This window comes from Pedobacter aquae, from assembly GCF_008195825.1.
GTDB lineage: Bacteria > Bacteroidota > Bacteroidia > Sphingobacteriales > Sphingobacteriaceae > Pseudopedobacter > Pseudopedobacter aquae.
This window is the reverse complement of the sequence record NZ_CP043329.1, coordinates 1,717,357-1,738,771: the sequence shown is the minus strand read 5'-3', so window position 1 is coordinate 1,738,771 and position 21,415 is coordinate 1,717,357. Positions and strand designations below refer to the sequence as shown.

The 21,415-nt window shown below is 33.7% G+C and carries 20 protein-coding genes and 1 pseudogene; 13 read left to right on the top strand and 8 right to left on the bottom strand.

Annotated elements, in window-relative coordinates; genetic code table 11:
• Positions 1 to 171 precede the first annotated feature (171 nt).
• Positions 172 to 1,476, top strand: a complete 1,305-nt coding sequence (locus FYC62_RS07550; RefSeq protein ID WP_149074515.1) for a Gfo/Idh/MocA family protein — start codon at positions 172 to 174, stop codon at positions 1,474 to 1,476.
• A 1-nt stretch (position 1,477) separates the two neighbouring features.
• On the opposite strand, the gene FYC62_RS07545 is transcribed toward FYC62_RS07550, so the two are convergent.
• Positions 1,478 to 2,023: a YceI family protein gene (locus FYC62_RS07545; RefSeq protein WP_052176840.1), complete on the bottom strand. Its 546-nt coding sequence runs from the start codon at positions 2,021 to 2,023 to the stop codon at positions 1,478 to 1,480.
• Between the two features lie 82 nt (positions 2,024 to 2,105).
• On the opposite strand from FYC62_RS07545, the gene rpe reads away from it, so the two are divergent.
• From rpe to FYC62_RS07525, 4 genes are all read left to right on the top strand, one after another.
• Positions 2,106 to 2,777 carry a ribulose-phosphate 3-epimerase gene (gene rpe / locus FYC62_RS07540; protein ID WP_039450561.1) on the top strand — a complete coding sequence of 224 codons (672 nt, stop codon included), beginning with the start codon at positions 2,106 to 2,108 and terminating at the stop codon, positions 2,775 to 2,777.
• The gene (locus FYC62_RS07535) at positions 2,770 to 5,193 is read left to right on the top strand and encodes a TonB-dependent receptor (protein ID WP_149074514.1); all 2,424 of its coding nucleotides are present in this window, start codon (positions 2,770 to 2,772) and stop codon (positions 5,191 to 5,193) included. Before rpe ends, FYC62_RS07535 begins: the two co-directional genes overlap by 8 nt.
• A 145-nt stretch (positions 5,194 to 5,338) precedes the next feature.
• Positions 5,339 to 6,406: a 3-phosphoserine/phosphohydroxythreonine transaminase gene (gene serC, locus FYC62_RS07530; RefSeq protein WP_149074513.1), complete on the top strand. Its 1,068-nt coding sequence runs from the start codon at positions 5,339 to 5,341 to the stop codon at positions 6,404 to 6,406.
• A 111-nt stretch (positions 6,407 to 6,517) separates the two neighbouring features.
• Positions 6,518 to 7,465 carry a D-2-hydroxyacid dehydrogenase gene (locus FYC62_RS07525; RefSeq protein WP_149074512.1) on the top strand — a complete coding sequence of 316 codons (948 nt, stop codon included), beginning with the start codon at positions 6,518 to 6,520 and terminating at the stop codon, positions 7,463 to 7,465.
• A gap of 82 nt (positions 7,466 to 7,547) precedes the next feature.
• Here FYC62_RS07525 and FYC62_RS17090 read toward each other — a convergent pair whose 3' ends face one another.
• The 5 genes from FYC62_RS17090 to FYC62_RS07505 all read right to left on the bottom strand — a co-directional run bounded on the left by FYC62_RS17090 (position 7,548) and on the right by FYC62_RS07505 (position 12,366).
• On the bottom strand, positions 7,548 to 7,694 hold the full coding sequence (locus FYC62_RS17090; protein ID WP_168199408.1) for a hypothetical protein: 147 nt from the start codon (positions 7,692 to 7,694) through the stop codon (positions 7,548 to 7,550).
• A 14-nt stretch (positions 7,695 to 7,708) separates the two neighbouring features.
• A complete protein-coding gene (locus FYC62_RS07520; RefSeq protein ID WP_149074511.1) occupies positions 7,709 to 9,112 on the bottom strand; it encodes an MBL fold metallo-hydrolase RNA specificity domain-containing protein in 1,404 nt (467 codons plus the stop codon).
• A gap of 25 nt (positions 9,113 to 9,137) precedes the next feature.
• Positions 9,138 to 10,964 carry an ABC transporter ATP-binding protein gene (locus tag FYC62_RS07515; RefSeq protein WP_039450572.1) on the bottom strand — a complete coding sequence of 609 codons (1,827 nt, stop codon included), beginning with the start codon at positions 10,962 to 10,964 and terminating at the stop codon, positions 9,138 to 9,140.
• A gap of 68 nt (positions 10,965 to 11,032) precedes the next feature.
• Positions 11,033 to 11,545 (bottom strand): hypothetical protein, encoded by a 513-nt coding sequence (locus tag FYC62_RS07510; RefSeq protein WP_149074510.1) that lies wholly within the window; start codon positions 11,543 to 11,545, stop codon positions 11,033 to 11,035.
• A gap of 44 nt (positions 11,546 to 11,589) precedes the next feature.
• Positions 11,590 to 12,366 carry an SAM hydrolase/SAM-dependent halogenase family protein gene (locus FYC62_RS07505; protein WP_149074509.1) on the bottom strand — a complete coding sequence of 259 codons (777 nt, stop codon included), beginning with the start codon at positions 12,364 to 12,366 and terminating at the stop codon, positions 11,590 to 11,592.
• A 101-nt stretch (positions 12,367 to 12,467) separates the two neighbouring features.
• On the opposite strand from FYC62_RS07505, the gene FYC62_RS07500 reads away from it, so the two are divergent.
• From FYC62_RS07500 to FYC62_RS17515, 7 genes and pseudogenes are all read left to right on the top strand, one after another.
• Positions 12,468 to 13,436: a PhoH family protein gene (locus FYC62_RS07500; RefSeq protein WP_039450578.1), complete on the top strand. Its 969-nt coding sequence runs from the start codon at positions 12,468 to 12,470 to the stop codon at positions 13,434 to 13,436.
• A gap of 110 nt (positions 13,437 to 13,546) precedes the next feature.
• Positions 13,547 to 14,491: a phosphoribosylaminoimidazolesuccinocarboxamide synthase gene (locus FYC62_RS07495; RefSeq protein ID WP_149074508.1), complete on the top strand. Its 945-nt coding sequence runs from the start codon at positions 13,547 to 13,549 to the stop codon at positions 14,489 to 14,491.
• Positions 14,492 to 14,547: 56 nt separating this feature from the next.
• Complete coding sequence (locus FYC62_RS07490; protein WP_039450581.1) at positions 14,548 to 14,925, top strand: STAS domain-containing protein; 378 nt, start codon at positions 14,548 to 14,550, stop codon at positions 14,923 to 14,925.
• A 19-nt stretch (positions 14,926 to 14,944) separates the two neighbouring features.
• A complete protein-coding gene (locus FYC62_RS07485; RefSeq protein ID WP_317131530.1) occupies positions 14,945 to 15,727 on the top strand; it encodes a ribonuclease Z in 783 nt (260 codons plus the stop codon).
• A 269-nt stretch (positions 15,728 to 15,996) separates the two neighbouring features.
• The gene (locus FYC62_RS07480; protein WP_240534857.1) at positions 15,997 to 16,626 is read left to right on the top strand and encodes a cell filamentation protein Fic; all 630 of its coding nucleotides are present in this window, start codon (positions 15,997 to 15,999) and stop codon (positions 16,624 to 16,626) included.
• Positions 16,590 to 16,667 (top strand): annotated as a pseudogene (locus FYC62_RS18145) (hypothetical protein); the annotation flags it as partial. The gene FYC62_RS07480 and the pseudogene FYC62_RS18145, both read left to right, overlap by 37 nt.
• 39 nt (positions 16,668 to 16,706) lie before the next feature.
• Entirely contained in the window at positions 16,707 to 16,889 is a 183-nt protein-coding gene (locus FYC62_RS17515; protein WP_240534856.1) for a hypothetical protein, read from the top strand.
• Between the two features lie 37 nt (positions 16,890 to 16,926).
• Here the strand turns inward: FYC62_RS17515 and FYC62_RS07475 are convergent, their stop codons facing one another.
• Together FYC62_RS07475 and FYC62_RS07470 are read right to left on the bottom strand one after the other, a co-directional pair.
• A complete protein-coding gene (locus FYC62_RS07475) occupies positions 16,927 to 17,871 on the bottom strand; it encodes an MlaD family protein (RefSeq protein WP_039450589.1) in 945 nt (314 codons plus the stop codon).
• 23 nt (positions 17,872 to 17,894) lie between these two features.
• A complete protein-coding gene (locus tag FYC62_RS07470; protein ID WP_394348897.1) occupies positions 17,895 to 18,758 on the bottom strand; it encodes an N-acetylmuramoyl-L-alanine amidase family protein in 864 nt (287 codons plus the stop codon).
• 89 nt (positions 18,759 to 18,847) lie between these two features.
• On the opposite strand from FYC62_RS07470, the gene FYC62_RS07465 reads away from it, so the two are divergent.
• The gene (locus FYC62_RS07465) at positions 18,848 to 21,412 is read left to right on the top strand and encodes a putative LPS assembly protein LptD (RefSeq protein WP_240534855.1); all 2,565 of its coding nucleotides are present in this window, start codon (positions 18,848 to 18,850) and stop codon (positions 21,410 to 21,412) included.
• Positions 21,413 to 21,415 lie beyond the last annotated feature (3 nt).

The window sequence follows — 21,415 nt, the reverse complement described above, 5'->3', positions numbered from 1 at the left end:
GAGCGGGTTTTTTTATTTTAATAATCTTGTAATAAGTGGGTTGAATTTATTTTAATAATTTATATATTAGACATCAGCCATTATTAAACCATTACGTTTGATGACTATAAATATCAAAAAAGCGAAGCTTCATCATTGATATCAGCATCATCAAACCTAAAAAAAGATTAAATGAAAGATCAAGAAAAAGAAGTTTCAAACGTTTCTAGACGTAAGTTTCTAGCCAGCGCAGCTACCTTATCAGCCTTTATGATTGTGCCTCGTTTTGTATTAGGTAAAGGATTTGTAGCACCCAGTGATAAGATTAATTTAGGTTTTATTGGTACCGGAAAGCAATCGATTACATTGAGACGAGCATTCGCTGGTCAGGAACAAGCACAAATCGTAGCGGCAAGTGATGTTTACAAAAGAAAACTTGATTTTTTTGCACAAGAAACAAATAAGTTTTATGCTGATAAAAAGGGTGCAAGCCAATATAAAGGCTGCGATGTTTATGAAGATTACCAGCAAATCCTTGAAAGAAAAGATATTGATGCTGTAGTCATCATCACCCCAGACCATTGGCATGCTGTACAAGCAGTTGCAGCAGCTAAAGCAGGTAAAGATATTTATTGCGAAAAACCATTATCGCTCACTATTGAAGAGGGAAGAGCCATGGTTAATGCAACCCGAAAATACAATCGTGTTTTTCAAACAGGAAGCATGCAGCGTTCTTGGGACGAGTTTAGACAGGCAGTTGCTTTAATTAGAGGAGGTTATATTGGCGAACTTGATAACATTAAAGTAAGTGTTGGTCCGCCACCACTAGCTTATAATTTACCTAAAGAAGAAGTACCAGCAGATTTAAATTGGGAGAAATGGTTAGGACCTAATAAAAATTATAGCCATTTCAATGATAAATTAAATCCAGATATCAACTCTTTTTGGGCAAAATGGAGAGATTATAAAGAGTTTGGAGGCGGTATGGTTTCAGATTGGGGTGCGCACATGTTTGATATTGTACAATGGGCTTTAAATATGGATCATAGCGGACCTGTAGCTGTAACTCCACCAGATGAAAATCATAAATTTTTAACCTTTGAGTATGCCAATGGGTTAAAAATGACGCATGAAAACTTCGGAATAGGTAATGCCATTCAGTTTAATGGTAAAGAAGGTAGCATTATGGTGCAGCGAAAAAAATTAGAAGTGAATCCTGCTTCTTTGCAAAATACGGTAATTGATGCCAAAAGCCTAGGTATTTATCATAGTACCAATCATTATCAAGATTTCTTAGAGGCCATTAAAAATAGAAGTAAACCTATTTGTGATGTTGAAATTGGACATAGAACGGCAAGTGTTTGTAATATCGCCAATATCGCTTATGAGCTAAAAAGACCTCTTAAATGGAATCCCGAAAAGGAATTATTTACTAATGACCAAGAAGCAAATCAATTAAGAGGCAGAGATTTAAAAAAGGGTTTTAAATTAAGCTAAACTAGTTTATAGCTTTATTTAAATTTCCGTTAACTGTAACTTCTATTTTCTCACCAATAGGTTTGGTTAAGATTTTAGGTGGTTCAATTTTAAAATCTTTGGTATTTAATACGAAGCTACTATTTACAGTTAGTACATTTTTTTGAATGGTAATTTTGCATGGAATAACCTGCAGAACATCTACGCCATGAAGGTTAAATTTACCTTCTACGTAAATAAGATAGGTTCCGTCAGGTTTATGGGTTAAATCATCTTTAAAATTACCTTTGAAGCTTGCTGAGGGATATTTGTCGCTTTCTATATATTTTTCATTAAAGTGCTGTTGCATTAAAGCTTTCTTAAAACTGAAAGCGCTTATAGGTATGTTCACTTTTATTTCTTTACGTTTTATATCTAAAATGGCATTTGCAGAATTTGTAAGGGCATCAATATCTGCAACAGGGGCGGCGGCAAAAAAATGTACTGATAATTTATCTGTCTTGAAGCTTTGTGCTTTAAGCAAGAAGGGTGAAAAAAGAAAGCTAAGGGTGATAGCAAGATATTTCATGATTGGATGTTTTTTCCTTTTATAAATACGTTTAGCTCATGATTAAAGTTTTATAAGAAAGCATATTTATTATATTTGAATCATGAATCATTTAATTGCACCATCTATTTTATCAGCAGATTTTGCTCATCTAAAACAAGACATCTTAATGCTTAACAATAGCGATGCAGATTGGATACATGTAGATGTTATGGATGGCGTTTTTGTGCCCAATATTTCTTTCGGTTTCCCAGTTATTGCAGCGGTTAAAAACTATGCATTAAAACCTTTAGATGTGCATTTGATGATTACCAATCCAGACCGTTATCTGGAAGATTTTCAAAAAGCAGGCGCCAATGTGATTACTGTACATTATGAAGCTTGTGATCATCTGGATAGAACCATCCATAAAATTAAAGAATTGGGTTGTAAAGCGGGTGTTGCTATCAATCCACATACGCCAGTTTCTTTGCTTGAGAATGTCATTGAGGAATTAGATTTAGCTTTAATCATGACGGTTAATCCGGGTTTTGGCGGACAAAAATTTATTGCTAACAGTTATCATAAAATACAGCAGTTAAGGGCTATGGCCGATGAGAAAAATCCTGACTTATACATAGAGGTAGATGGTGGCGTAAGCAATCACAACTCTTTAGCCTTATTAAAGGCTGGTGCCAATGTTCTGGTAGCAGGTAATGCTATTTTTGCAGCCGAAGATCCATTACATGCTATAGCAGAATTAAAGCATATATCTCCTGATACTTTCCATGCGTAGTTTTCTTCTAGCTATACTTTTAGGGTTTTCTGTAAATGTCTTTGCACAGCAAACCTTAAGGCTTTCTGGAAAAATAAGTAATGCACAATCAGAATCTTTAAGCGGTGTAGAGATTAGCGTAAAAGATGCAGATATCAAAAAGGTATCTAACATTAAAGGAGAATATACCATCAATCTAAAACCCGGAACTTATACCTTAACTTTTTCATTATCAGGATATAATCCAAATGTTTCTTATCTTAAATTAGATAAAAATACGGTTCTTAACGTTGTTTTGGTAAAAGATAAGCAAATGCTAGATCTTGTTGTAGTGAACGACCAAAGCGCTAGGGTAGAAGGGATGACCAGCATTAATGCCCGTAATTTTGAGCTTTCGCCAAATGTAGCCCAAAGTTTTGAGGCCATGTTAAAACAATTACCCGGCGTTTCTACCAATAATGAATTAAGCTCGCAATACTCTGTACGTGGGGGTAATTTTGATGAAAACCTCATTTATATCAATGATGTAGAAATTTTTAAACCTTATCTGGTTAGAAATGGCCAACAAGAAGGTTTAAGCTTAATTAATCCAGATTTAATAGCTAATGTAAAATTTTCCGCAGGAGGTTTCTCTGCTAGATATGGTGATAAATTATCATCCGTTTTAGACGTAAATTATAAAACAAGAGATACGGCTGCAAGTGTGATTAGCGTAGGTACCAATGGCGTATCTGCAAGTACTTTTTTTGCGCAGAAAAAGTTTAATGTAGCGGTTAGTTTTAGAAATAAGAGAAATAGGTTTGTACTTAATGCCCAGCCTGTTAGGGGAAGTTATGATCCACGTTTTTATGATTTGCAAACCCTCATCAACTATAAAGCAAGTACGCGTTTAAATGTAGAGTTTTTAGGTATTGCCAACAGCAGCGAGTTTAGTTTATTTCCACAATCTAGAGAAACTACTTTTGGTACTTTACAGCAAACTTTAAGGTTAAGGGTAAACTACGAAGGTCAGGAAATAGACCAATATACCAATCTGGTTGGGGCACTTACTTTTAATTATAAGCTTAATGATAAAGCTAAGTTAAAATGGATAAACTCTGCTTTTATCATGTCTGAAAGAGAAAATTTTGATATAACTGGTTCTTATTTATTTGATGAAGTAGAAACTGATTTTTTAGGAGGAGGCTTTGGTAACGTGGTAGCAAACCGCGGTATAGGTGCCTTTCAAGATTATGGCAGAAACCAAATGGATGCCCGTGTTATAGCTAGTGATATTAAATACTATTTTTCTAAAAACAATTCGCATTGGGAAACCAGTTTAAGATTTCAGCAAGATTTTATTAAGGATGAACTTTTAGAATTCAATTACTTAGATTCTGCCGGCTATACCTTACCCAATAATCAGGCAAATGGCTTTCCGATATTAGACTATCGTAACGCAAGTAATACCTTAACTACCAACAGAATTTCTGGTTATATCTTAAATACCTCTGATATTGGTGCGCATTTTACTTTAGCAAGTGGCTTAAGGTTTAATTATAACAGTTTTACTAAAGAGTTATTACCTAGCCCAAGGTTAGTGTTAACTTATAACCCTAAAAAAGAAAAAGACATCCTTTATAGGTTTGCCAGTGGTTATTATGCTCAAACGCCCTTTTACAGGGAGTTAAGAGGTTTTAATGGTCAGATAAATCCCGATGTTAAATCTCAAAAATCTTTACATTTTATAGCTTCTTCAGATTATAAATTTAAGTCTATGGGAACCAATCTGAGGTTTAATACCGAGGTGTATTATAAAGCTTTATTGCAGCTTACCCCATACGAATTAGAAAATCTTCGCGTAAGATACAATGCCGGTTTAACCTCAAAAGGTTATGCTGCGGGCTTAGATTTCTCAATCAGCGGCGAGTTTGTGAGAGATTTAGAATCCTCTTTTAGACTTTCTTTAATGAAAACAGAAGAGGATATCAATGGCGATTCTTTCACCAAAACAGATGCCAATGGAAATCAGCAAGTTGTTTTTCCGGGCTTTATCAAAAGACCAACAGATCAACGCGTAAATTTCTCTATATTTTTTCAGGATAGGCTATTCAACAGCCCAACTTATAAAGTACATTTAAGCTTACTTTATGGTTCCAGATTACCAAGCTGGCCACCAAGAACCAATAATTTTACCACAAATTTTACCATACCACCATACAGAAGGGTAGACATAGGTTTTTCTAAGGATATTTTAGATAAAGAAAGTATTAAAAGATTTAAATGGTTTGATACCTATTTCAATTCTTTCATCGTTTATGCAGAGGTATTTAACTTACTCAATATCAATAATACAGTTTCTTACTTATGGTTAACAGATGTGAATAATAACCGTTACGCAATTCCTAATTTTTTAACATCTAGACAGCTAAATTTTAAGATTATTGCAAAATTTTAAATTTACACCGCAGAAACGTTTTATTGTTTTAAATTTGAGCCTTAAAACGTTAAGAATAAAAATGAAACTTAATTCTAAACACATTGCTTAAAGCGGTGTTTAATTTTAGAATCCGATATAAAAACCAAACAAACAACTCAAACAAATGAAACATAACTTTGGCGCTGGTCCATGTATTTTACCACAAGAAGTATTTAAACAAGCTTCACAAGCAGTATTAAATTTTAATGATACAGGCTTGTCTATTCTGGAAATATCACACCGTAGTAAAGAGTTTATTGCTGTATCAGAAGATGCTATTAAAATTGTTAAAGAATTAATGAATGTACCGGAAGGTTATTCGGTTCTTTTCTTACAAGGTGGCGCAAGTTTACAGTTTGCCATGGTAGCTATGAATTTACTTCAAGAAGGTAAAAAAGCTGCTTATTTAGAGACTGGAGTTTGGGCTAAAAAAGCAATTAAAGAAGCTAAATTATTTGGTGAGGTAGAAATTGTGGCATCTTCTAAAGACGCTAACTTTAATTTCATCCCTAAAGGATACAGTATCCCTGAAGATGCGGCTTATTTCCACATCACCTCTAACAATACCATTTATGGTACAGAGCTTTTTGATATTCCAAAAACAAATGTTCCTGTAATTTGCGATATGTCTTCTGATATCTTCAGCAGAGATATTAACGTTGCAGATTTTGATTTGATCTATGCTGGTGCTCAGAAAAATATTGGTCCGGCTGGCGCTACTTTGGTAATTGTAAAAGACGAGATTTTAGGTAAAGTTAACAGAACTATTCCTTCTATGTTAGATTATAAAGTACATATTGAAGGAGAGTCTATGTACAACACGCCGCCCGTTTTCTCTATTTATGTTTCTTTATTGAACTTAAAATGGTTAAAATCTAAAGGTGGTATTGCTGCAATAGAAAAAGAAAATATCGCTAAAGCTGATGCCTTATATCAAGAAATTGATAGAAACCCATTCTTTAAAGGAACAGCAGCAGTTGAAGACCGTTCTAGAATGAACGTTTGCTTTGTGATGGAAAATCCAGAATTAGAGAAAGATTTCTTAAAGCTTGCAGAAGAAAAAGGTTGTATAGGTATCAAAGGCCATAGAAGCGTTGGTGGTTTTAGAGCATCCATTTACAATGCTTTACCTATTACTAGCGTTCACGTATTGATAGAGGCTATGCAAGAATTTGCTGAAAAGCATAAATAAAATAGATTTGGGATGTGAGATAAGGTATTTGAGGTTCTTAAATGGTCTCAGCTATCCTAATTCACATCTCAATAATCAAATCTTAAAACTCAAATCCAAAATAAAAACAACATGAGAATCTTAGCAAATGATGGTATAGACCCAATAGGAAAAAAACTACTGGAAGAAGCCGGAATTGAAGTTGACACCCAAAACATCCCACAAGAAGAATTAGCTGCTAAATTAAATGCTTATGATGGTATCACGGTAAGAAGTGCAACCAAAGTAAGAAAAGAGCTTATTGATGCTTGTCCTAACATCAAAGTTATTGGTCGTGGTGGCGTTGGTATGGATAATATTGATGTAGAATATGCAAGAAGCAAAGGTGTGGCAGTAGTGAATACGCCAGCATCATCATCATTATCTGTTGCCGAGTTGGTATTTACTCACCTTTTCAATGGTGTAAGATTTGTTTACGATGCTAACCGTAAAATGCCTGTTGAGGGAGCTACTCAATTTAATAACCTTAAAAAAGCTTATGCAAAAGGTAGCGAGTTAAGAGGTAAAAGCATTGGTATCATAGGCTTTGGTAGAATTGGTAGAGAAACTGCTAAAGTTGCTTTAGGTTTAGGTATGGATGTTTTAGCTTATGATTTAAGCGATGTGCCTGCCTCTTTAACTTTAGAGCTTTCTGGAAATATCAAAGTTGAAGTTCCTGTAAAAAAAGTAAGTTTAGAAGCTTTAATTGCTGAAGCTGATTTCATCAGTATCCATACACCTTTCATAGAGAAACCTCTTTTAGGAAAAGAAGAGTTTGAGAAAATGAAAACAGGTGTAGGTATTGTAAACTGCTCTAGAGGTGGTACTATAGATGAAGAAGCTTTAATTGAAGCGCTTGATAGTGGTAAAGTTGCTTTTGCTGGTTTAGATGTTTTTGATAATGAACCTACGCCAAGAGCTTCTATTTTACAACATGCAAAAATCTCTTTAACTCCACATATTGGTGCTTCTACTAACGAGGCTCAAGAAAGAATAGGGGTAGAACTTGCTAATTTAGTTATTGATGTTTTAAAAGGATAAAATCCTTTTTTATCATAAAGTTAAAAGCCAGATATTTTTGAAATATCTGGCTTTTTTATGTCTAGGCATGAACATAAAGGATTTAATCTAAAGCTTTTAACAATACCCAATACCTGTAACCTGTTAGAGCCTGTTCAAACTTGCTTAGTTTAGATGGATCTTTTTTATATAAACTAGGTAAAACAAGTTTATTTAATTTGTTGAGTGTTTGAAACAATCTTTTCTTCATCTCAAATTTTTCTTCTAAAGTTCAAATATCATTCCTTTTTCTGGAATTACAGCTTTATAGCCATCATCTTCTAAAGCGCTTTGCAAGGCTAGCATACTTTCCTGCTCGCCATGTACCAAGAATATTTTCTTAAGTCCTTCCTTTGGAACCGCTTTGATATACTCCATAATACCCTTATGGTCTGCATGTCCGCTCAGTTGGTCTGTTTTCTTAATGGTAGCAAAAACAGATAAATCTCTTCCTCTTAACCTTACAACAGCATCGCCTCTGAGTAAGCGATAACCTAAAGTATTTTTAGCACAATAACCTATAAATAAGATGGTGGCATAAAAATTCTGGATATTATAGAACAGGTGATCTTGTATTCTGCCGCCTTCAAGCATCCCTGCTGATGAAATGATGATACATGGCTCAAAGTGGTTAGATATTTCTTTACTTTCTTTAAGCTCTTTTACATAAGATAAATTGGCAAATTCAAACTCATCGCCATTTTTTTGGTAAAAAGATTTAGCATCATCATTTACATAACGCTGGTGTTTTCTATAAATATCAGTAGCCATAATTGCCATAGGGCTATCCACAAAAATTGGCACTGGTGGTAATAAGTTTTTTGAGAAGATTTTATTCAGCGTATAAACCAAAGATTGAGTTCTGCCTACACTAAAAGCCGGAATAATTAAACGGCCAGGTTGGTTAATGCAGGTTTCTTTAATTACCTTAATGAGGGTTTCTTCTATACTTTCTATTGCTGTATGTAAACGCCCTCCGTAGGTTGATTCTGTTACCAGAAAATCTGTTTCTGGTAAAGTTTCTGGATTGATAAGTACCGGATAATTTTTTCGGCCTATATCGCCTGTAAAGGCTATGGTTTTTGTTTGGCCAGCTTCTGTTACTTTAAAATGTACAGCTGCAGCACCCAACAAATGCCCGGTAGGGATAAATTGTATCTCTATATCTTCTCTTATCTGAAAAGGTTTATTAAAACCAATGGTTACCATCCTATCGGTCGTATCCATGACATGTTTTTGAAGATATAAAGGCTGCTGCTGCTGGTTATCGTGGTGATATTTTTTAGAGCGTTTTTTAAAAGGTTTTTTCTTTAGTTTACCCAAAAATATATTTACAGAGTCTGCTAAGAGCAATTGTGTTAAATCTGCTGTTGGTGGTGTACATAAAATTTGCCCTTCAAAGCCTAACCTCACTAAAGTAGGTAAATTACCAGAATGATCTATATGTGCATGTGTAAGCACTACCAAATCTATCTCTGAGGGTAAAAAAGGAAAATTTATATTCTCTAGCAGGTTAACATCATTTTCATAATCTAAACCACAATCTATCAAGATTTTATAGTTATTTACCTCAAGCAAATGCATGCTCCCGGTAACTTGCTGCGCAGCACCCCAAACAGTTAATTTCATAAATAATAGCTTGCTTTAAAGGGGTTTATACTTCAAACTGAAGTGCACTTAAATGCTTGTATAAACCTTCTTCATTCTTAATAAGTTCTTCATGAGAACCACTTTCTACAACTTTGCCTTGGTCTAAAACAATAATTTTATTAGCCTCTCTTATGGTTGATAACCTATGGGCAATAATGATGGATGTTCTACCTTTCATTAATATTTCTAAGGCTTCTTGAACCAGTCTTTCAGACTCTGAATCTAAAGAAGAAGTAGCCTCATCTAAAATTAATATAGCAGGGTCTTTTAATAAAGCTCTAGCTATAGCAATTCTTTGTCTTTGTCCGCCAGATAGTTTTACGCCTCTTTCGCCCACAACAGTATCATAACCTTCTGGAAAACCAATAATAAACCTGTGGGCATTAGCTTGTTGTGCAGCTTTAATAATTTCGTCTTTAGTAGCATTTAGCTTACCATAAGCTATGTTTTCTAATATAGTTCCACCAAATAAAATTACATCTTGTGGAACAATAGCTACCTGTTGTCTTATATCTGTTAAAGCATAATTGTTGGCTGCTTTACCATCAAAAAGTATTTCTCCTTTTTGCGCTTCGTAGAATTTTAAAATTAAACCTGCTATGGTAGATTTACCTGCACCAGATGGCCCCACAATAGCAATCTTCTCTCCGGCTTGGGCATCAAATGATATCCCGTTTAAAACGGTAATTTCTTTTCTTGAAGGATAAGCAAATTCTATATCCTTAAAGCTTAAACTACCTTGTATTTTTTCTTTAATTTGGTTTTCAGATTCATGAATAGAAATAGCTTCGTTCTCCTCATCTAATATTTCTAAAACTCTTTCTGATGCGCCTATAGCTTTTTGGATATTGGCATACAAATCTGGGAAACTACCCATAGCTGCACCAACAAAAATAGAATAAAGCACATAAGCTAATAAATCTTCTACCTGAAGCGCTCCACTTTCCACCAAAACAGAACCATACCAGATAACGCCTAAAATAGCTCCAAACAAGCAAAAGATAATAAAAGCAGCAAAACCACCACGGTAATTTGCGCCCCTAATGGCAATTTTAACAACCTCTCTCAGGCTTTTGTCATATCGGTTTGCTTCATAAGCCTCGTTAACGAAAGCTTTTACATTGCCTATGCCCTGTAAAGTTTCTTCTACAACTGTATTAGATTCTGCTAATTTATCTTGTGCATCTCTAGATATTTTCCTGATTTTTTTACCGAAAATAACTCCCGCTAAAACAATGAGGGGTAGTATAGAAAGGTTAAATAAAGTAAGTTTCCCAGAGGTGATGATTAATAAGGTTATACCACCTATCAATAAAATAACTTGTCTAATAATTTCTGCTAGGGTAGTGGTAATGGTATCTTGTATTTGAGATAAATCTGCCGATATCCTACTGTTTAGCTCGCCTACTCTTCTGTTTGCAAAGAAATTCATAGGTAAGGTAATCATCTTAAAATAGGTTTCTTTTCTGATATCGGCCAGAGCTTTTTCTGCTACTTCAACAAATAGCCTGATTCTGAAAAAAGAAACAAAAGATTGTATAAATAAAATCCCGAAAGCTAAAAAACCAATTTCATTAACGGTTTGTGGTAAAAAACTATAATCAGAAGGGTTTCCTTGGGCATTACCAACCATCACTTTTATTAAAGCCGGAAAAGCCAATGCGGTAAGGCTGGATAAGAATAAAAAAATCATCCCAACCAAAAATTTAGTTCTATAGGGTTTTAAAAATTTTAATAAGCCCGAAATTTTGTTTAGAGATTCCTTGTTTATTTTTGCCTTTGGTAACTCGGCCTCTTGTGAACTACTGCTGTTAAATCTATTTCTTGCCATCTTAAAATGAAAAACGCCGTTAGGATTGGTAACGACGTTCAACAAAAATAAGCTTTTAAAATTTTATTCTATTTGTTCTGGTAAATTTTACGGTATATAAACACTCCAAGTCCTAAAGTAAGCATCAAGAGTAGGTAAAATAAGATTTGATAAGAGTGAAGGCTGTTTTCTGTTGCATCAAGCTCATTTTTAATTCTTTCTCTATCGTTTTCTAATTTATTGATGGTACGCATATAAGCCAAATTGCGACTTTCCGATTCTTTAGACTGGCTCAGTACTTTTTCTTGCTCAAAAGTTTTATAATCTAGCAGTGTTTTGGTTTCTTTAAGAATCTCATTATCAGTTTGGATGATTTCTATTAAGATATCGATGCTTTTTTGCATATCTTTTTTGGTTTTAAAACCAAAAATTCCTGTTCTAGTAGCTAGGCTTTCTGCATACAAACCAAATTTGCTGCTCCTGGCATCCAACATGGTATTAATTTTATTGCGTTGAAGCTGGTAAGCTAAGCTATCGCTTTGCGTATTGGCATGAAGGGTAGTAGCACATAAAATCAATAAACCCAAAATGTATTTCATCATGTTTTTTGTTTTAGCATCCATAACGGTAGAAAATGCTGTGTATTTTAATGGAACTCAATCCTAATCATATCATTAATATGTAAACCTAACAAACCACTGGCTTTACCCTTATTGATAGCAATTTCTAAGTGGTTAGAGATACCAAATAAGCATAATTTTTCTCCTTCCGGAACTTCATTATAATGCCAGCTTAATTGGTTTATGGTTTCATTCCTTTTGAAGGATAGCGTAAAATTTCTGCCTTTTTGGACTTTCGTAAACAGGTCTTTACTCACATTGGTAACCACATTTTGGAAAGAATCTATAAAAATGACACTTCCTTTAATCATGTCTTTTTCAATAACAGGGTGTAAGTGCATTCTCTGCTCTATACTAGCCGTTGGGATACCAATTTCAACTAATTTACCGCCTTTAGCAAGGTGGCAAGCGGCTTTTACAAAAATATCAGCTAAGGGGAAATGTAAAAATTTAAGGTCTTGCATGATATTAATCTCTACAATTTCTTCTGGTGTTTCATCAAAAATTAAAGAGAAAATTCCATTATCAGAGCCCACAAAATAATGTCCTTTGTATTTTATGGCAAGGTATTTATTATCTTCACTGTAAACGGTATCAATACCTATAAGGTGTACGGTACCTTTTGGGAAATAGTTGAAGCAATTTTTAAGGATAAAAGCAGCCCTCGAAATATTGAAGGCTTGAATTTCATGGGTGATATCAATTATATTAACATCAGGCAAAGTACTCAGTATACTCCCCTTAAGGGCAGCCTGATAAAAATCTTTATAACCTAAGTCAGTAGTTAATGTAATAATTGCCATTAAATTTGTGAATATTTATTCTTAATCTTGCATTACAAGAACAATGCTACAAATATTAAATTTTTAATTCAGATAAATATCAGGAACATAAAATCTCTAACTTGAACGAACTAAAAATTACCTTAGAATCTGTAAACCCAGCGGTGCTTTGGGGGCCAAATAATGAATATTTTGAGTTGATAAAACGCTCATTCCCAAAGATTAAGGTTGTTGCCAGAGGTAACGAGCTTAAGGCTTTAGGTGATGAAAGTGAGCTGATAAATTTTAATGAAAAAATTTCGGCCATTATCAATCATCTTGATAAATATCAGAATTTATCTACCAATGATATCGAATCGCTTTTAGGAGCAGTTGCTTCATCGGCACAAAAAGATGCCACTAAAGAAGGCGGAGAGGCGAATGCTTCTTCATCTGAAGTGATTGTTTTTGGGCCTAACGGTATTATGGTGAAGGCCAGAACGGCCAACCAAAGAAGAATGGTAAGCAGTATCAATACCAACGATGTATTGTTTGCTATTGGCCCGGCTGGTACAGGTAAAACCTATACTGCTGTAGCTTTAGCAGTTAGAGCTTTAAAGAATAAGGAAATCAAAAGAATTATTCTTACCAGACCAGCAGTGGAGGCAGGAGAGAACTTAGGCTTTTTACCTGGTGATTTAAAGGAAAAGATAGACCCCTATTTAAGACCACTTTATGATGCCTTGGATGATATGATTCCGGCAGAAAAGCTAAAAACATATTTAGAAAACAGAACCATTGAGATTGCACCTTTAGCATTTATGCGTGGTAGAACCTTAGATAATTGCTTTGTTATCTTAGATGAAGCTCAAAATGCTACTGATATGCAGTTAAAGATGTTTTTAACCAGAATGGGGCCAACGGCTAAATTTATTGTTACCGGAGATGTTACCCAGATAGACTTACCTAAAAAGCAACAATCAGGTTTGCATAATGCGCTACGTATTTTAGCCGATATTAAAGGAATAGAAATTATTTATTTAAGCGGTGCCGATGTGGTAAGACATAAATTGGTTAAAAGAATATTAGAAGCTTACGGGGATATTCAATAAGTTAGAAGTTGAACGTTTATAGTTAAAAGTTGAAAGTTAAAAGTAGAAAGTGAGTAGTTTGGATAAACTTATAAAGTCTCTATACTAACTACCCCATACTTGAAAAAAGAATGAAAGCAATAAAAGAAACAAAATTTAATCTTCCGGGTCAAACCAATTTTTATAAAGGTAAAGTTAGAGACGTTTATACCATCCAAGATAAATATTTGGTGATGGTGGTAAGCGATAGAATCTCTGCTTTTGATGTTGTATTGCCAGAGCCTATCCCCTTTAAAGGTCAGGTTTTAAACCAGATAGCAGCTAAATTTTTAGCCGCTACTCAAGATATTGTTCCAAATTGGGTAATAACAGTTCCAGACCCAAGTGTTACCATAGGTAAAATTTGCGAACCTTTTAAAGTAGAAATGGTTATCAGAGGTTATCTTGCTGGGCATGCAGCCAGAGAATATGCGGCTGGTAAAAGGGTGATTTGTGGTGTACAGCTACCAGAAGGATTAAAAGAAAACGATAAACTTCCAGAACCCATTATTACCCCAACAACCAAAGCTGCGGTAGGGCATGATGAAGATATTTCAAAAGAAGATATTTTGAAAAGAGCTATTGTTTCTGAAGAAGATTATTTACAGCTAGAAGATTATACCCGTAAACTTTACCAAAGAGGTACAGAGATTGCGGCCGAGCAAGGTTTGATATTGGTTGATACCAAGTATGAGTTTGGTAAAGCCGATGGTAAAATTCATTTGATTGATGAAATACATACACCTGATTCTTCAAGATATTTTTATAAAGAAGGTTATGGAGAATTACAAGCATCGGGTAAACCACAAAGACAGCTTTCTAAAGAGTTTGTAAGACAGTGGTTAATAGAAAATAACTTTCAAGGTAAAGATGGGCAGGTTATTCCAGAAATGAATGAAGACAGAATTAATTCTATTTCTGAAAGATATATAGAGTTATTTGAGAAAATTACGGGCGAAGAATTCAAAAAAGCTGCTACAGAGGATATTAACGACAGAGTAGAAAGCAATATCCTTAAGGCTTTAGCTCAACTTTAAAATAATTCTTTCTTTTTGGATAAAATTCTATTAAATTACGAGAAATATCAGACGTTATGAAGTTTTCAGTTGATAAACACGAGAAATATGTTTTAATAAAACTTAATGAGAGTAAATTGAACTCTTTAGTTTCTCCACAATTAAAATCAGAATTAATTTTAAGCAATACAGAAGGTCAAAGAAATATTATTTTAGATATGTCTGGCGTAAAATATGCTGATTCTTCTGGTTTAAGCAGTTTATTAGTTGGCCACAGGCTTTGTAAAAACTCTGATGGAGTTTTCATTATCACCGGTATTAATGAGGCTGTTTCTAGATTAATTACCATTTCTCAGTTAAACAATGTCATGACTATAGTTCCTAAAGTAGAAGAAGCTATTGATTTGATTTTTATGGAAGAAATTGAGAAAGAATTAAGAAAAGAGATTAAATAGGATTACTACAATTATATCTATGAAGTTTGAGGTTACCATTTTAGGTAGTAGTTCTGCTACGCCTATATTCAACAGAAACCCAACTTCACAAGTTCTCAACATCAACGAAAGGCTGTTAATGATAGATTGTGGAGAGGGTACACAGCAGCAAATGCTACGTTATGGCATTAAATACCATAAAATAGAGCATATTTTTATCAGTCATTTACACGGTGATCATTTTTTTGGTTTGGTAGGTTTAATTTCATCTATGAATTTAAATGGAAGAAAAAGACCTTTACATTTATTTGGACCAGAAAAATTGATGGATATTTTAAACGTTCAGTTTGAACATTCTGATACGCATATAAATTTCCCTATAGCTTTTAAAGCCATTAAACCAGGTAGTACAGAACTTATTTTTGAAACCAATGATTTTACTGTTGAAACTATTCCTTTAAATCATAGAATACCTTGTTCTGGTTTTATTTTTAAAGAAAAACAACGTTTAAGAAAGGTTTTAAAAGACAAAATTGCCGAGTTAGAAATTCCTGCTAATTATGTCCCTTTGCTTAAAAAGGGGATAGATTTTACGGATAAAAATGGTAAAGTACATAAAGCTATAGACTTAACTGTTGAGGCTGATGAACCTAAAGCTTATGCTTATTGTTCTGATACAGTTTGCGATTGGACTTATATCAACCAAATTTATCATGTAGATACGCTTTACCACGAAGCTACTTTTATGCATGATATGGTAGACAGAGCCAAAGCTACTTTCCATACTACTTGCCAAGAAGCAGGGGAGGTAGCTAAAAAGTAGGAGCTAAAAAACTATTGATTGGTCATTTCTCTGCCAGATACCGAGATTTAAGTCCTTTATTGATAGAAGCTCGTTCAGTTTTTCCAGAGTCTTATCTGGCTAATGAAGGCGAAACCTTTGTGATATAACTTTATAAGCCGCTAAGTCAAATAATTTTCTTGTCTACATTTAAAGTCTTCAAATAAAATGTTGCCGTTATCGGCAATATTTTGATATTTTTAGGTTATATTTATCTTTTTTTTGCCGATAGGCTTTAGCCTTTTAAATAAATGAAATATATATCTGTTATTGTTTTTGCAGAAAAATGGAATGTTTCAGAAAGAACTGTTCGTAATTATTGTGCTCTTGGAAAAATAAAAGGAGCATTTTTAACCGGTAAAACATGGAATATACCAGAAGAAGCTACTTTGCCTTTAAAAGAGAAGAAAAAGAAATTTAGTGATAACCCTTTACTCAATTATCTAAAAGAGCAAAAAGAAATGAAGTTAAAAGGAGGGATTTATCATCGTACGCAGATAGATCTTACTTATAACTCTAACCGCATTGAAGGAAGTAAGCTAACTCATGATCAAACGCGTTATATTTTTGAAACTAATACAATAGGTGTATCTAAGGAGAGTATTAATATTGATGATATTATTGAAACTACCAATCATTTTAGGTGTATTGATTTAATAATTGATAAAGCTAAGACTAAACTGTCAGAATCTTTTATCAAAGAATTGCATTATCTTTTAAAATCAGGTACTTCTGATAGCCGAAAAGATTGGTTTAATGTTGGAGAGTATAAAAAAATGCCTAATGAAGTGGGTGGAAATGAAACCTGTCATCCAAAGGAAGTTGCTGCTAAAATGAAAGCATTATTAAATCATTATCACCTTATCGAAAAAAAGATTTAAAAGATATTATAGATTTTCATTACCAATTTGAAATTATACATCCTTTCCAAGATGGAAATGGGAGAGTTGGACGTTTAATTATGTTTAAAGAATGCCTAGCAAATAATATCGTTCCGTTTATCATAAATGAAGATATTAAACTTTTTTATTACCGAGGTTTACAAGAATGGACACGTATAAAAGAGTACTTATTAGATACTTGTCTTACAGCCCAGGATAATTATAAGGCAATTCTTCACTATTTTGAAATAGACTTTGATTAATCAGATTTAATTAAAATATTGATAAGAAATATCCTTTTTATTCTTTCTTTCCTCCAAATACCGAGAAACTTACATAACGCTTAGGATTAGCTCTTAAATCAAGCATCAGCTTATCAAGATTTTGAGCTGCATTATTGAGGTTATTATATAACTGCTCATCATTCAATAATAAACCTGCGGAGCCTTTACCAGAATTTACTTTATTCATAACCGCCTGTAAATCGGCAACAGCTTTATCTGCGTTATCTAAAGTTTGTTTAAAATTAGCTTTTGCTAATTGGTCAGACATGGTATTGAAATTGGTGATGATATTGGTAATTTGCTGATTGTTATTTTTCAAATTGGCAGAAATAGACTCGGCATTAGCCAAAATATTATCAATCCTTTTAGATTGTACACCCACCATGCCATCAACAGTTTTAGAAGTAGATTCTAGTGTCTCTAAAGTTCTGGCTATGCTATTAAAACTCCTGTTGATATTTTCTTGAAAAGTAGGGTTTAAAATTTGATTAACCGATGTTAAAATAGAATCCATTCTTGAAATGAGCATTTGTGCTTTTTTCTGAACGGGCTCTACCTGCTCTAAGATATTTTGTTGTACGTTAGCATTTAAAGTATCGCCATCCAAGGCATAAGTCATGCTGCTACCTAAATCAAAAACTACGGCTTTACTGCCTAATAAATCTGTACTTTCTAATCTGGCAATGGTGTTTTTTGGGATAGCATATTTAGGGTCTATTTTAAATTGAGCTAAAATTTGTCCGTTTTCTAACAAAGTAAGATCAGAAACACGCCCAATTTGATAACCGTTTACTAAAACAGGTTTAGAAATCGCCAAGCCCTCTACCTTGTCGTACTTAGCATAAAATTCATTTTCGCTACTGAAAATGTCATTCCCTTTCAAGAAGTTATAACCTATAATAAAAATGGCAATTGCAAAGGCTGCAAGAATACCTACTTTAGTTTCGTTAGAAATTTTCAAAATTTTAAATTTTAATTTTCAAATTAAGACTCAATTTGCTTTTTGTATGTGATAATGGCATTTAAAATATTGCTCACAATTTCATCCTGACCTTCATCAGAATTGATATATCTTTCTTCTTCAGGACTGCTGATAAAGCCAATTTCAGTAAGAATTGCTGGCATACCTGCTTTTGCTAATACTGCTAAACTTTGTTCTTTAACACCACGGCTTATACGACCAGATTTTTTATACTCGTCTTGCAGTAATGATGCCAATTTGATGCTTTGCTCTCTAAAAGTATTTTTCATTAAAGAGAAGATGATATAGCTCTCTGGGTCATTAGGGTCAAAACCTTCATAATTGTTTTTATAGTCTTTCTCTAATAAAATAGAAGCATTTTCCCTTAATGCAGATTCTTGTTCTCCCATTCTACCAAAACCTGATACCAGCGTTTCTGTTCCTCTAACCGCAGATCTATTTTTATAATTGCTAGGCATAGAGTTACAATGTATAGATATAAAAATATCAGCTTTCTCTCTGTTTGCTATTCCAATTCTATCGTAAAGTTTTACAAAAACATCCGTTTTACGGGTATAAACCACTTTAACATCAGGTAATTTAGCTTCAATAGCTTTTCCTAATTTTAAAGCTACTTGTAAAGCAACGTCTTTTTCTTTAGAGAATAAACCTCTGGTAGCACCATCTTCACCGCCATGTCCTGCATCTATTACAATTACTTTTACTTTACTAGCCGCAGAAAAGTTATCTTTGCGGGCAAATAAATTTTGGGAGAAGAAGGTAAGGGTTATAGAAAGAATAATACAGCTAATAAACCTTTTGGATGTTGTAATTTTCATTAATTTTGAACGTTTTTCGTTTACCTTGCTTACAAAAATAATATTCATATTGAATTTTGAAATTTACTAATATAATTTTTACCTGTATTGGCGCAATAATACACATTTGTTTACTAACAAATGATGCAATTGGGCAGGTGGACACGTTAAAAACAAATATTAACGCCATTACATCTACAGATTCTACCCAAACGGATTCTGCAAAGAAAAATTCTAATAAAAATGCAATTAATGATAAAATAGTAGCTACAGCAGAAGATTCTACCTTTTATGATGCTAAAAACAATATTATTTATTTGTACGGAAAAGCAAAAGTTGTTTATGGTGAACGTGAAGTAGATGCGGGCTTTATCAAGCTAGATCAAAAGAATAATACCATTTTTGCTAAAGGGACGATAGATTCTGTAGGGAAGTTTTCTGGTTTACCTATTTTTAAAGATCCATCTCAAGGTACGCTTACCGCCGATTCTGTTTTTTTTAATTTTAAAACTTCTAAAGGGAAAATTTATCAGGTATATACCGAGCAAGATGGAGGTTTTATAACCGGCGGAAGAATTAAAAAGCAACAGAATGATGAGGTGCATATGAAAAGGGTTACTTATTCCACCTGTAATCTTCCAGATCCTCATCAGCACTTTGGTATCATCATTACTAAAGGTATTGCTACAGAAAAAACTATTGTTACCGGCCCGGCTTATTTAGTGATAGAAGATGTTCCGCTTCCTTTTGTTCTACCATTTGGTTTTTTTCCTAAGCCAAATAAAAGAGTTTCGGGCGTGTTACTTCCTAATGTTGGTGAAGATGCTCGTTTAGGGTTTTTCTTAAAAGACTTTGGATATTATGTAGGTTTAAATGATTATTGGGATTTAACTTTACGAGGTGGTGTTTACTCAAAAGGCTCTTATGAGACAAATGCAACCAGTAATTATACCAAACGATATAAATATAATGGTAACTTATTCTTCTCGTTCTTTTCTACAAAATCTGGGGTAGAAGGTACGCCAGAATATGAAAATCCAAGTAAAAACTTCAACATCAGATGGTCTCATACACAAAATCCAAATGCCAGACCAGGAACCAATTTTAGTGCATCAGTAAATGCGGGTTCTTCATCTTACTTTAGACAAAGTGGTGTTCAAGATTTTGCTCAAATAGCTCAAAACACTTTAAACTCTAGTATTTCATACTCTAAAACTTGGGCAAACTCTCCCTTTAACTTAAGTACAAGTTTGTCGCACAGTCAAGATTTAACCACCAAACAAATACGTTTAGGCTTACCAACTCTAAATTTTAGTATGTCTACCATCAATCCTTTTGATAAAAAGGATAGGATAGGCGAGCAAAAATGGTATCAAAGAATTGCGGTTGGTTACAATTTAAATTTTGATAACCAATTAGAAACAACAGATTCTTTGCTGTTTACCAAAGAAGCATTAAGAAAAGTAAGAACAGGTATACAGCATAGCATTCCGGTTTCTTTATCATCACAGATATTTAAATATTTCCAGTTTAGCCAAAACGTATCTTATAATGAGCGTTGGTATTTACAAACCATTCGCAAAAACTACATATTGGCTCCAACAGCTAACGGTACAAAAGATTCTTTAGCTATAGATACCATTCAAGGTTTTAGAAGAGCTAGCGAATATTCTGTTGGTACGCAAATATCAACCAAAATTTATGGTATGGTTAATTTTAAAAAAGGTAAAGTTGCAGCCATTAGACATGTGATGACACCTAACGTAGGTATTGCCTACCGTCCAGATTTTGGTCAGGATAAATATGGCTATTATCAGGATGTGAGATCTAACCAAGCGGGAGATGTACAACGCTATTCTATTTTCGAGAATAGTATTTACGGAGGGCCAGGTTTGGGTAGGCAAGCCGCTATGACATTTGGTTTAGAGAACAATATAGAAATGAAGGTGAGGAATTCAAAGGATACCACTAATGGTGGCGTTAAAAAGATTCCAATCCTTCAAGGTCTAAATATTAATGGTAATTATAACTTCTTAGCAGATAGCTTTAAACTTTCAACGCTTTCTTTTTCAGGAAGAACCTTTTTTACCGAGAAATTAGGTATTAGTTTTACTGGGGTCTTAGATCCTTACGTTTACGAAACAGAAGAGTTTAATGGTGTTTTAAGAGGTAGAAGATTAGATAGATATACTTGGCAAGAAGGTAGTTTACCACGTTTACAAAACTTTAGTTTCTCTTTTGATTATAGTTTAAACTCATCCACTCTAGGCAAAAATAACAAAACCAATAATCCGCCAAACCAAAACAGCGATTTATTTAACAGGGTCAGTCCGCAACAAGCTGCACAGTTACAACAAATAAGTAGAAACGCTAATGCTTTTGTTGATTTTAATATCCCTTGGAATTTAAGTTTCTTCTATAATTTCAACTATATCAATACAGGTTTTGATAAAGATGTGGTACAAACCCTTAATGCTAATGGCGATTTTAATTTAACACCAAAATGGAAAGTTCAATTTTCATCTGGTTACGATTTTAATTCTAATGCTATTAGTCCAACATCTTTTGCTATTTATAGAGATTTACACTGTTGGGATTTATCTATCAATTGGAGTCCTTTTGGTATTTATAAATTTTACAGCGTTAATTTAAGAGTTAAGGCATCCATACTTCAAGACTTAAAATTAAGTAAGCGTACAACCAACGCAATCCAAAGATTCTAAACA